The organism is Mycobacterium sp. E2497 (assembly GCF_001668695.1).
Classification (GTDB): domain Bacteria; phylum Actinomycetota; class Actinomycetes; order Mycobacteriales; family Mycobacteriaceae; genus Mycobacterium.
This window is the reverse complement of sequence record NZ_LZKD01000141.1, coordinates 1-10872: the sequence shown is the minus strand read 5'-3', so window position 1 is coordinate 10872 and position 10872 is coordinate 1. Positions and strand designations below refer to the sequence as shown.

Annotated in this window: 12 protein-coding genes and 1 pseudogene; 6 read left to right on the top strand and 7 right to left on the bottom strand. The window is 68.5% G+C overall.

Annotated elements, in window-relative coordinates; all coding sequences use genetic code 11:
• Positions 1 to 552: pseudogene (locus A5713_RS12710) on the bottom strand (carboxymuconolactone decarboxylase family protein); the annotation flags it as partial.
• A 93-nt stretch (positions 553 to 645) separates the two neighbouring features.
• On the opposite strand from A5713_RS12710, the gene A5713_RS12705 reads away from it, so the two are divergent.
• Positions 646 to 1716, top strand: a complete 1071-nt coding sequence (locus A5713_RS12705; protein ID WP_068095951.1) for a diguanylate cyclase — start codon at positions 646 to 648, stop codon at positions 1714 to 1716.
• 13 nt (positions 1717 to 1729) lie between these two features.
• Here A5713_RS12705 and A5713_RS12700 read toward each other — a convergent pair whose 3' ends face one another.
• Genes A5713_RS12700 through sdhC form a run of 4 tightly spaced genes read right to left on the bottom strand, consistent with a single transcriptional unit; the run spans position 1730 to position 5111 of the window.
• Complete coding sequence (locus A5713_RS12700; RefSeq protein WP_067918231.1) at positions 1730 to 2536, bottom strand: succinate dehydrogenase iron-sulfur subunit; 807 nt, start codon at positions 2534 to 2536, stop codon at positions 1730 to 1732.
• Positions 2536 to 4290, bottom strand: a complete 1755-nt coding sequence (gene sdhA / locus A5713_RS12695) for a succinate dehydrogenase flavoprotein subunit (RefSeq protein ID WP_068095949.1) — start codon at positions 4288 to 4290, stop codon at positions 2536 to 2538. The genes A5713_RS12700 and sdhA overlap by 1 nt, the downstream gene beginning before the upstream one ends.
• Before the next feature lie 18 nt (positions 4291 to 4308).
• Positions 4309 to 4776: a succinate dehydrogenase hydrophobic membrane anchor subunit gene (locus tag A5713_RS12690; protein ID WP_067924494.1), complete on the bottom strand. Its 468-nt coding sequence runs from the start codon at positions 4774 to 4776 to the stop codon at positions 4309 to 4311.
• Positions 4773 to 5111 (bottom strand): succinate dehydrogenase, cytochrome b556 subunit, encoded by a 339-nt coding sequence (gene sdhC / locus A5713_RS12685; RefSeq protein ID WP_068095947.1) that lies wholly within the window; start codon positions 5109 to 5111, stop codon positions 4773 to 4775. The genes A5713_RS12690 and sdhC overlap by 4 nt, the downstream gene beginning before the upstream one ends.
• Positions 5112 to 5365: 254 nt before the next feature.
• On the opposite strand from sdhC, the gene A5713_RS12680 reads away from it, so the two are divergent.
• From A5713_RS12680 to A5713_RS12670, 3 genes are read left to right on the top strand one after another with little or no spacing between them, the layout of a single operon-like run.
• Entirely contained in the window at positions 5366 to 5764 is a 399-nt protein-coding gene (locus A5713_RS12680) for a cytidine deaminase (RefSeq protein WP_068095945.1), read from the top strand.
• The gene (locus A5713_RS12675; protein ID WP_068095943.1) at positions 5761 to 7047 is read left to right on the top strand and encodes a thymidine phosphorylase; all 1287 of its coding nucleotides are present in this window, start codon (positions 5761 to 5763) and stop codon (positions 7045 to 7047) included. Before A5713_RS12680 ends, A5713_RS12675 begins: the two co-directional genes overlap by 4 nt.
• Entirely contained in the window at positions 7044 to 8135 is a 1092-nt protein-coding gene (locus A5713_RS12670) for an adenosine deaminase (RefSeq protein ID WP_067920715.1), read from the top strand. Before A5713_RS12675 ends, A5713_RS12670 begins: the two co-directional genes overlap by 4 nt.
• A gap of 42 nt (positions 8136 to 8177) precedes the next feature.
• On the opposite strand, the gene A5713_RS12665 is transcribed toward A5713_RS12670, so the two are convergent.
• Positions 8178 to 8462, bottom strand: a complete 285-nt coding sequence (locus A5713_RS12665; protein ID WP_067920713.1) for a GlsB/YeaQ/YmgE family stress response membrane protein — start codon at positions 8460 to 8462, stop codon at positions 8178 to 8180.
• A 92-nt stretch (positions 8463 to 8554) separates the two neighbouring features.
• Complete coding sequence (locus tag A5713_RS12660) at positions 8555 to 9226, bottom strand: GntR family transcriptional regulator (protein ID WP_068095941.1); 672 nt, start codon at positions 9224 to 9226, stop codon at positions 8555 to 8557.
• Positions 9227 to 9368: 142 nt separating this feature from the next.
• On the opposite strand from A5713_RS12660, the gene A5713_RS12655 reads away from it, so the two are divergent.
• Both A5713_RS12655 and A5713_RS12650 read left to right on the top strand, forming a co-directional pair.
• Positions 9369 to 10403: a cupin gene (locus A5713_RS12655; protein WP_068095939.1), complete on the top strand. Its 1035-nt coding sequence runs from the start codon at positions 9369 to 9371 to the stop codon at positions 10401 to 10403.
• Positions 10404 to 10456: 53 nt separating this feature from the next.
• A partial coding sequence (locus tag A5713_RS12650) for a BatA domain-containing protein (protein WP_197516363.1) occupies positions 10457 to 10872 on the top strand: 416 nt, incomplete at its 3' end.

Genomic DNA, 10872 nt, shown 5'->3' with positions numbered 1-10872 from the left:
CAGCGCCGTGTTCATCCGGGCCCGCATGTTCTCCACGCCGATCTGGTACGTCAGCTCGATCACCCCGGCGTCGCCGAATCGGGCCCGCAGGTCGGCGACCTGCTCGTCGGTGACGGTGTGCGGATCGGTGGTCATCGCATCGGCGTAACGGATGGCGGCACGTTCGTCTTCGGTGAATGCCGTTGAGGTGGCGTAGTTGTCGATCTCTTCGAGCCGCTCGACGTCGAGGCCGTCCAGGCGCTGCAACATGGACCCGAAGTCGACGCACCAGGAGCAGCCGATGCTGCGCGCGGTCCACAGCACCGCGAGCTCGCGCACACCGACCGGCAGCTGCGTGGACGCCCGGTCGATCATCGTCTCGTGCACGGCACCGGCGACCATCAGCTTGCGATGGTGGGCAGTCACGGTGAAGGGTTCGGGGACCTGGCCGTAGCGCCGCTTGGCGATCCGGTACATCACACGGGTCAACAGCCCGGCGCGCTCGGGGGACAGGGGTTCGATTCGGGTCTTCTGTGTCATACCCCTTAGACGAGACGGGCCGGACAACTGTGACGGCGGAATGCGCCTCGTCGGCCGCGGGAGAGCCGTAGCATGCGCCTAGCCACTCGACATCGATGATCAGTGGTTCGCGATGGGGAGCCGACGATGACCGCGCTGTTCAGCCCATGGTGGCGGGCCGATCAGTATGACTGGCTCTCGGGTTACCTCGCCTCGCGGCGCCTCAGCGGCGCCACCCGGGCCGTGATGGCATCCATCGCCGCGTCGATGGTGCTGTGCCTTCTGGCGCTGCTCGCCGGTTCCGATGGTCCGCGCGGACCGGTCCCGGTGGCGATGATGTGGCTTGCCGTCGCCGGCGGGGTGGCGGGCGTTTTGCTGTGGGTATGGCGCTGGCCCACGCGCCGGCAGTCGGTCGCCTTCGCCATGACGTGCAACACCGCCACCGCCCTGGCGTGCCTGGCGCACCCGAATCCGCTGGCCGCCCTGATCGGCTGCATCGCGTTCGCGACGTTCGGCGCCTACATGGCGTTCTTCCACACCACGGGGTTCGTGCTGTACAACTTCGCGGTCGCCGCCGCGGTCGGGTCCTGGGAGGCGTTGTCGCTGGCCCGGACCGGCCACCCCAGCCTGGCGGGGGTGGACCTGTGGCTGGTGATCGAGGTGAACATCGCCCTACCGCTGGCGATCCGGATCTTGGTGCGCGCCCTGTCGGGGGACCTGCTGACCGCGGACCGCGATCCGTTGACCGGCCTGCTCAACAGGCGCGCATTCCAGCACGAGGCGCTGGGGATGATCGTGGCGCGTCGGGGCATCGACTCCCACCTGGTGGTCATGCTGATCGACCTCGACAACTTCAAAGGCCTCAACGACAGGTGTGGTCACGCCGCCGGCGACCACGCGCTGGTCCAGGTCGCCCAGGCGCTGTTGGCCGCGGCGGACGACCAGGCGGTGGTGGCGCGAAGCGGTGGCGAGGAATTTCTCTTGGCGGGCACGTCCGCGGGCTGCAACGCCGAGTCGCTGGCCGCGCGGATGTGCCGGGCGATCGCGGCCTCGACCGCGGGGGTCACCGCCAGCATCGGCACCGCGTGCGCCCGCCTGGACGACACCGCCGTCGAACCGCAGGTCCTTCTGGCCGAGTTGATCACCGCCGCCGACGCGGCGATGTACCAGGCCAAACGGTTGGGCGGCAACCGGTGTAGCCATCACGAGCTCTGTTGACCCGTGCGCATGGTCAGCGCGTGAACATCAGCGCGCGCTTGACCTCCTGGATCGCCTTGGTGATCTGGATGCCGCGCGGGCAGCACTCGGTGCAGTTGAACGTGGTGCGGCAGCGCCACACGCCGTCCACCTCGTTGAGGATGTCGAGGCGCTCGGCGGCGGCCTCGTCGCGGCTGTCGAAGATGAACCGGTGCGCGTTGACGATCGCCGCCGGGCCGTAGTAGCTGCCCTCGTGCCAGAACACCGGGCAGCTGGTGGTGCAGGCCGCGCACAGGATGCACTTGGTGGTGTCGTCGTAGCGGGCGCGGTCGGTGGGGCTCTGAATGCGTTCCCGCGTGGGCGGATTGCCGCTGGTGACCAGGTACGGCTTGACCGCGCGGTAGGCGTCGAAGAACGGCTCCATGTCGACGATCAAATCCTTCTCCACCGGCAGGCCGCGGATCGGCTCGACCGTGATCGTGAGCTGCTTACCCGGCTTCTCGGGCAGCAGGTCGCGCATCAGCACCTTGCAGGCCAGCCGGTTGACGCCGTTGATGCGCATGGCGTCCGAACCACACACCCCGTGGGCGCAGGAGCGCCGGAAGGTCAGCGTCCCGTCCAGGTAGCTCTTGATGTAGATCAGCAGGTTGAGCAGCCGGTCGCTGGGCAGGCATGGAACCCGAAAGCTTTGCCAGCCACCGGTTTTCGCGAAGGCGTCCGGGTCGTCGGGGTTGAACCGGGCGATCTTGAGGGTCACCATCACCGCCCCGTCGGGGATGGGCGGGAGCGGCGGCTCGACACGGGGTGCCTCTTCTTGCTCCAAGGCCTCGCCTGCGGTCATCAGTACTTCCGTTCCTTGGGCTCGTAGCGGGTCTGCACGACGGGCTTGAAGTCCAGCGCGATGTCGCTGAGCAGGTCGGTGCCCTGTTTGTAGGCCATGGTGTGGCGCATGTAGTTGACGTCGTCGCGGTTCGGGTAGTCCTCCCGGGCGTGCCCGCCGCGGGATTCCTTGCGGTTCAGCGCGCCCACCACCGTGACCTCGGCCAGTTCCAGCAGGAAGCCCAGCTCGATGGCTTCCAGCAGGTCGCTGTTGTAGCGTTTCCCCTTGTCGTGCACGGTGATTCGGGAGTACCGCTCCTTGAGCGCGTGGATGTCGGTCAGCGCCTGCTTCAGCGTCTCCTCGGTGCGGAACACCGCGGCGTTGTTGTCCATCGACTGCTGCAGCGCGCCGCGGATGTCGGCCACCCGCTCGTTGCCGTGCTCGCTCAGGATGTCGCCCACCCAGCCGACCACCATCGCCTCCGGATTCGGTGGCATGTCGACGAAGTCGTGCCCGCGCGCGTAGTTGACCGCGGCGATGCCGGCGCGGCGGCCGAAGACGTTGATGTCCAGCAGCGAGTTGGTGCCCAGCCGGTTGGCGCCGTGCACCGACACGCACGCGCACTCGCCGGCGGCGTAGAGGCCCGGCACCGTGGAGGTGTTGTCCCGCAACACCTGCCCGGTGACGGTGGTGGGGATGCCGCCCATCACGTAGTGGCACGTCGGGTAGACCGGAACCAGCTCGTGCACCGGGTCGACGCCCAGGTAGGTGCGGGCGAACTCGGTGATGTCGGGCAGCTTGGCCTCGAGCACGTCCTCGCCGAGGTGGCGCACGTCGATGTAGACGTAGTCCTTGTGCGGGCCGGCGCCGCGGCCCTCCAAGACTTCCAGCACCATCGAGCGGGCCACGATGTCGCGCGGTGCCAGGTCGACGATGGTCGGGGCGTAACGCTCCATGAAACGCTCACCCTCGCCGTTGAGCAGGCGGCCGCCCTCGCCGCGCACGGCCTCGGAGATCAGGATGCCCAGCCCGGCCAGGCCGGTCGGGTGGAACTGATGAAACTCCATGTCCTCCAACGGAAGTCCCTTGCGGAACACGATGCCGATGCCGTCTCCGGTCAGCGTGTGCGCGTTGGAGGTGGTCTTGTACATCCGGCCCGAACCGCCGGTGGCGATCACCACGGCCTTGGCGTGGAAGACGTGGATCTGGCCGGTGGCCAGCTCGTAGGCCACCACCCCGGTGGCCACCGGCCCGCTCGGCGTCTCGGTGAGCACCAGGTCCAGCGCGTAGAACTCGTTGAAGAACTGCACGTCGTGCTTGACGCAGTTCTGGTACAGCGTCTGCAGGATCATGTGCCCGGTGCGGTCGGCGGCGTAGCAGGCGCGGCGCACCGGGGCCTTGCCGTGTTCACGGGTGTGCCCGCCGAAGCGGCGCTGGTCGATGCGGCCCTCGGGGGTGCGGTTGAACGGCATCCCCATCTTCTCCAGGTCGAGCACCGCGTCGATGGCTTCCTTGCACATGATCTCCACCGCGTCCTGGTCGGCGAGGTAGTCGCCGCCCTTGACGGTGTCAAAGGTGTGCCATTCCCAGTTGTCGTCCTCGACGTTGGCCAGCGCCGCGCACATCCCGCCCTGGGCAGCCCCGGTGTGGCTGCGGGTCGGGTACAGCTTGGTCAACACCGCGGTCCGGACCCGCGGGCCGGCTTCCACCGCCGCGCGCATGCCGGCGCCGCCGGCGCCGACGATCACCACGTCGTATCGGTGTTGCTGGATCAACCGGTCAGCCCCCTAAAATCACGAGATATTCGGGTCGAATGTCACCAGCACGTAGGTGCCCAGCACCAACGTGAACCCCATCGACAACAGCAGCAGGCTGTTGAGCCAGAACCGGGTGCTGTCCTTGCGGCTGTAGTCGTCGATGATCACCCGCAGGCCGTTGCCGCCGTGCAGCTGCGCCAGCCACAGCAGCGCCAGATCCCAGAACTGCCAGAACGGCGAGGCCCAGCGCTGCGCCACGTAGTTGAAGTCGATGCGGTAAACGCCGTCGTCCCACATCAGCATGATGAACAGGTGCCCGACGGCCAAGACGATGAGCGCGACGCCGGAGAACCGCATGAACAGCCACGCGAACTTCTCGAAATTGGGGATGCCGGCCCGGCGCCGCGGCGAGCGCGGGTTGTCCAGGCTGGCCGGCCGGTCGTGGCTGCGCTGCCGCACCGGGGCCACCTCGCCCCGGCCGAGCTGCAGGTCCGGGGAGCTCATCGCAGGTGCTCGGTGATGTGGATCCCGGTCACCACGCCGGCCGGCACCATGAGCAGCAGAAAGACGACGCCGACGATCCAGAACATCAGCTTCTGGTAGCGGGTGCCCTCGGACCAGAAGTCGATGAGGATGACCCGGATCCCGTTCAGCCCGTGGAATACCACCGCGGCCACCAGCCCGTACTCCATCAGTCCGACGACCGGGGTCTGATAGTCGTGGATCACCGCGTTGTAGGTCTGCGGGCTCACCCGCAGCATCGCGGCATCCAGCACGTGGACGAACAGGAAGAAGAAGATCGTCGCGCCGCTGATGCGGTGCAGCACCCAGGACCACATGCCCGGGTCGCCCCGATACAGCGTCCGGGGCGGTCGGCGCCTGCGCGCGGGCGCAGATTCTTTTGCCGGATCCGCGGTTGTCGCCTGTGTGGTCACCGGAGTCCTCACCGCCTTCTGACATTGGAGGGCAGTTCAGCCTAACCCGGCCGAAGGACGCCCAGCGCCAAGCAGTCCGCCAAGCGAAGCGTCGTGCCAGAGTTAGGGTGGCAGTCGCACGGGCCCGTCGGTGAGCGGGGTTTTGAACGAGGTTGGGTATGCCTGATGTCGATTGGAATACGCTGCGCCGCAAGGCAATCGGTGCCGCGGCGGGGGCCTATGCGCCGTACTCCCGATTCCCGGTGGGAGCGGCCGCGCTGGTCGACGACGGGCGCGTGGTCACCGGCTGCAATGTGGAGAACGTCTCATATGGCCTTGGTCTCTGTGCCGAATGCGGTGTGGTGTGCGCCCTACACACCAGCGGCGGCGGCCGGCTGATCGCGCTGGCCTGTGTCGACGGGCGGGGATCCCCGCTGATGCCGTGCGGGCGGTGCCGCCAGCTGCTGCTGGAGCACGGCGGCCCCGAGCTGCTGGTCGACCATCCGGACGGTCCCCGCCGCCTCGGCGAGCTGCTGCCCGACGCGTTCACCGCCGACCTGCCGCGGGAACCCCGTTGACCGACTTGAACTTCGACGCCCCGACGGTGATCCGCACCAAGCGCGACGGCGGCCGGCTGTCCGACACCGCCATCGAGTGGGTGGTCGACGCGTACACCCATGGCCGGGTCGCCGAGGAACAGATGTCGGCGCTGCTGATGGCGATCTTCCTGCGCGGTATGGACCACGGCGAGACCGCCAGCTGGACCGCGGCGATGCTGGCGTCCGGGGAACGGCTCGACTTCAGCGACCTGGGCAAGCCCACCGTGGACAAGCACTCCACCGGGGGAGTGGGGGACAAGATCACCCTGCCGCTGGTTGCCGTGGTCGCGGCCTGCGGCGCGGCGGTGCCGCAGGCGTCGGGGCGAGGGCTCGGGCACACGGGCGGCACGCTGGACAAGCTCGAGTCCATCGCCGGGTTCACCGCCACGCTGTCCAACCGTCGGGTGCGCGACCAGCTCCGCGATGTCGGCGCGGCCATCTTCGCCGCCGGGGAATTGGCGCCGGCCGATGCCAAGCTGTACGCGCTGCGCGACGTCACCGCCACGGTCGAGTCGCTGCCGCTGATCGCCAGCTCGGTGATGAGCAAGAAGCTGGCTGAGGGCGCCGGAGCGCTGGTGCTCGACGTGAAGGTCGGCTCCGGGGCGCTGCTGAGCTCCCCGCAGCGCTGCCGCGAGCTGGCCCACACCATGGTGGAACTGGGCGCCGCGCACGGCGTGCCCACGCATGCGCTGCTGACCGACATGAACGCCCCCCTCGGCGCGACGGTCGGCAACGCCGTGGAGGTCGCCGAGTCGCTGGAGGTGCTGGCCGGCGGCGGCCCGCCCGACGTGGTGGCGCTGACGCTGCGGTTGGCCGCCGAGATGCTCGAGCTGGCCGGGCTCGACGCCCGCGACCCCGCCGACACGCTGCGCGACGGCACCGCGATGGACCGATTCCGCCGGCTGATCGCCGCCCAGGGCGGCGATTTGTCGGTTCCGTTGCCGATCGGTGCGCATTCCGACACCGTGACCGCCGCCCGGGGCGGCACAATGGGCGATATCGACGCGATGGCAGTGGGGCTGGCGGCATGGCGGCTCGGCGCGGGCAGGTCCCGTCCGGGCGAACGGGTGCAGGCCGGCGCCGGCGTCCGGATCCACCGCCGTCCCGGGGAGCCGGTTTCGGCCGGCGCGCCGCTGTTCACCCTCTACACCGACACCCCGGAACGCTTCGGCGCCGCGCTGGCCGAGCTGGAAGGCGGCTACAGCGTCGGCGACACACCGCCGGCCCCGCGGCCGCTGATCATCGATCGGATCGTCACGTGACCACGCCACTGGGCCTCGAGCAGATCAAGAAGGCGCCCAAGGCGCTGCTGCACGATCATCTCGACGGGGGGCTGCGCCCGTCGACCGTGGTGGAGATCGCCGAACAAACCGGCTACGACGGGTTGCCCACCACCGACGTCGACGAGCTGGCCACCTGGTTTCGCACGCAGTCGCACAGCGGCTCGCTGGAGCGCTACCTGGAGCCGTTCTCGCACACCGTGGCGGTGATGCAGACACCCGACGCGCTGCACCGCGTCGCCTACGAGTGCGTCGAGGACCTGGCCGCCGATTCGGTCGTCTACGCCGAGGTCCGGTTCGCGCCCGAGTTGCACATCGACCGGGGGCTGTCCTTCGACGCGATCGTCGACTCCGTGCTGGCCGGCTTCGCCGACGGCGAGAAGGCCTGCGCCGCCGCGGGCCGGCCGATCGTGGTGCGGCTGCTGGTCACCGCCATGCGCCACGCCGCCGTGTCCCGGGAGATCGCCGCGCTGGCTATCCGGTTCCGGGACAAGGGAGTTGTCGGTTTCGACATCGCCGGCGCCGAGGCGGGAAACCCGCCGACGCGGCACCTGGACGCCTTCGAGTACATGCGAGACCACAACGCGCGCTTCACCATTCACGCGGGCGAGGCGTTCGGCCTGCCCTCCATCCACGAGGCGATCGCGTTCTGCGGCGCCGACCGCCTGGGCCACGGGGTGCGCATCGTCGACGACATCGACGTCCTGGGTGGCGGCGAAGTGAGATTGGGAAGGCTGGCGGCCATCTTGCGGGACAAGCGAATTCCGCTCGAGCTGTGTCCCAGTTCCAACGTGCAGACCGGTGCGGTGAAAAGCATCGCCGACCATCCGTTCGACCTGCTGGCCCGCACGCGATTCCGGGTCACCGTCAACACGGACAACCGGCTGATGAGCGATACCTCGATGAGCCGCGAAATGCACCGGTTGGTACAGGCTTTCGGCTACGGGTGGAGCGACCTGGAGCGGTTCACCATCAACGCGATGAAGTCGGCATTCCTTCCGTTCGACGAGCGGTTGGCGATCATCGACGACGTCATCAAGCCGCGCTACGCCGTGTTGATCGCGGGCTGACGCCGCTCGCCCGAAAAGCGGACGAGCGGCGTAGCTTTCGGTTCAGCGGGTGAGCCGGGTGCCGGTGCGGCGACCCGTCAGCGCCTCGTAGAGGGCGATGAGGACGACGGCGGCGCCGACTCCGATGAAGAACGGAATCCACGCGATGCCACCGTTGGCGTTGTGGTATCCGAACTGGCTGGCGACCGCCGAACCGATCAGGCCGCCTACGGCGCCGATCACGACGGTCATGATCATGCCGACGTTCTGCTTGCCCGGCATCACCAGGCGGGCGACGACACCGATGATCGCCCCCACGATGATGGCGAGGATGATGGATCCGACCATTTCAGCTCCTGTCATAACGGCTCCCGGGGTGGGCGCCATCTCGACGAGGATTTCCCCGAAAAGACGGACTTCTAACACAATTGGGGCGGGTGTCAGAGCAGGTCGGCGGCGAGCCCGATGGCGCGCACCGTGCCGGCCAGGTGCGTCTGCACCGCGCGCAGCGCTCGGGGGGCGTCGCCGTCACGCAGCGCCTCGGCGATCTCGCGGTGCTCGTCCAGGATCGTCCTCACCCGGTCGGGGTCGCGCAGCGCCGACTCGCCGATCATCCGCATCTGCCGATCCCGCAGCGACGCGTAGAAACCCGCCAGGATGACGTTCCCCGACTCGGCCAGCGTCACGGCGTGGAAGGCGCGGTCGGCGTCGAGGAATTCGGGCCAATCGGCGTGGTCGACGGCGGCGCGCTGCCGCTCGAGCTCGGTCGACATCCGCTCGAAAACCGCGGCGCACACGGCCGGGCCGCGGCCCACCACCTTCGTCGCGGCGAACTGCTCGAGCACCAGTCGCGCCTCCATCACCGATCGGACCTCGCCGGGTGACACGGGGACAACCAGCGCGCCGCGTTGGGGGTACAGCCGCAGCAGGCCCTCGGCCTCCAGCCGCAGGAACGCCTCGCGCACCGGCGTGCGGGACATCCCCAGCGCCGTGGCGACGTCGCCCTCGCTGATCAGCTCCCCGCCGGGGAACGCGCCGGTCAGCACCCGCGTCTTGACGTAGTCCAGCGCGCGGTCCTTGGCCGTGCCCGGCCGCGGGTCGATCGTTGCCACTGCTACCTTCCCCGTAGCTAAGTCGTATCTCAGGCAGTCGACCGTACACCAAGCGATTCCGGTCGCAGCTGGTCTTGACGCTTAGATACAAGATAGATACATTACAGATGTAAGACGTACCCGAGCTTAAGGACCCTTCGCCATGTCCACTCTGGAAACGAACCAGTCGCTGGTCCCCAACCTGGATCCGACGATTCCCGCACCGATGATCAACGTCGCCGAGTACGGCTTCGAGGGCCGCTTCGAAGACTGGGCCGACGACGCGTGCTACTTCGAATACTCCAAAGCCGCCAATCCCATCGGGTCCGGGCTCGCGCCGCAGGTTCCGATTTCCCGCTTTGACCCGGAGATCTACGTCGATCAGCCGACCGGAATCTTCCCCCTCGACCTGTCGAAGGAGCTTGGCATCAACACCGGTGCGGCGACCAGCCCCGCGCTGTTGGCCAACTTCGTGCGCATTCGCAGCGGCGAGCAGATCGACGCCAGCCCCAACGCCACCTCCCAGCTGTACTACGTCCTCTACGGGCGTGGCTTCGCGGCGGTCAACGGCCACCTCGTCGAGTTCGAGAAGGGCGACTTCCTGACGTTGCCCGCCGGCACCCACACCGTGTTCTACGCCGCCGCCGAAACGGCGATGTACTGGGTGCACGACGAGCCGCTGCTGCGTTACCTCGGGGCCGAAGCGACCCAGCCGCGCTTCCGTGCGACGAAGTTCTGCCGTGCGGATGCGGTGGCCAAGCTCGAAGAGATCGCGTCGCAGCCCGGCGCCAACGAGAAGAGCCGGGTCAGCGTCCTGCTCGCCAACGCCAACCAGGAGCAGACGCTGACCATCACCCACGTGCTGTGGGCGATGTTCGGCGTGCTTCCGGCCAATCAGGTGCAGCGCCCGCACCGGCATCAATCGGTCGCCCTCGACCTGATCCTCGACGCGCCGGAAAGCGGCTGCTACACCCTGCTGGGGACCCGCCTCGACGAGCACGGCGACATAGTCAACCCCATCCGGGTCGAGTGGCAGGCGGGCGGCGCCTTCACCACGCCGCCCGGAATGTGGCACGCCCACTACAACGAGACCGATCGGCCCGCCCACCTGATTCCCATTCAGGACGCCGGTTTGCAGACCCATCTGCGCAGCCTGGACATCAAGTTCACGCAGCGCCGCGACCTCGTCGTGGGGTGACCGCCCGGTAGGCGCGGTGCAGCGCCGACGTTCGGCGCATAGTGTGGCTGGACATGAAGTTGCCCCTGCTGGGCCCCGTGTCGGTCACCGGCTTCCAGAACGCGTGGTTCTTCCTGTTCCTGCTCGCCGTTCTGCTGGTCCTGGGCATCTACGTCGTGCTGCAGTTCGCCCGCCGCCGGCGCGTGCTGCGCTTTGCCAACATGGAGGTGCTGGAGCGGGTCGCGCCTGCGCACCCCAGCCGGTGGCGGCACGTGCCGACGATCCTGCTGGCGACCTCACTGGTACTGCTGACCACCGCGATGGCCGGGCCAACCTCCGACGTGCGGATCCCGCTGAACCGGGCGGTCGTCATGCTGGTCATCGACGTGTCGGAGTCCATGGCCTCCACCGACGTCCCCCCCAACCGGCTCAAGGCCGCCGAGGAGGCGGCCGCCCAGTTCGCCACCCAGCTGACCCCGGGCATCAACCT

Bases quoted from the DNA above. Each gene is read 5' to 3' on its own strand.
- A5713_RS12705 (WP_068095951.1), top strand. From the start codon at position 646: ATGACCGCGCTGTTCAGCCCATGGTGGCGGGCCGATCAGTATGACTGG.
- A5713_RS12700 (WP_067918231.1), bottom strand. From the start codon at position 2,536: ATGACCGCAGGCGAGGCCTTGGAGCAAGAAGAGGCACCCCGTGTCGAG.
- A5713_RS12690 (WP_067924494.1), bottom strand. From the start codon at position 4,776: ATGAGCTCCCCGGACCTGCAGCTCGGCCGGGGCGAGGTGGCCCCGGTG.
- sdhC (WP_068095947.1), bottom strand. From the start codon at position 5,111: ATGTGGTCCTGGGTGCTGCACCGCATCAGCGGCGCGACGATCTTCTTC.
- A5713_RS12680 (WP_068095945.1), top strand. From the start codon at position 5,366: ATGCCTGATGTCGATTGGAATACGCTGCGCCGCAAGGCAATCGGTGCC.
- A5713_RS12665 (WP_067920713.1), bottom strand. From the start codon at position 8,462: ATGGTCGGATCCATCATCCTCGCCATCATCGTGGGGGCGATCATCGGT.
- A5713_RS12655 (WP_068095939.1), top strand. From the start codon at position 9,369: ATGTCCACTCTGGAAACGAACCAGTCGCTGGTCCCCAACCTGGATCCG.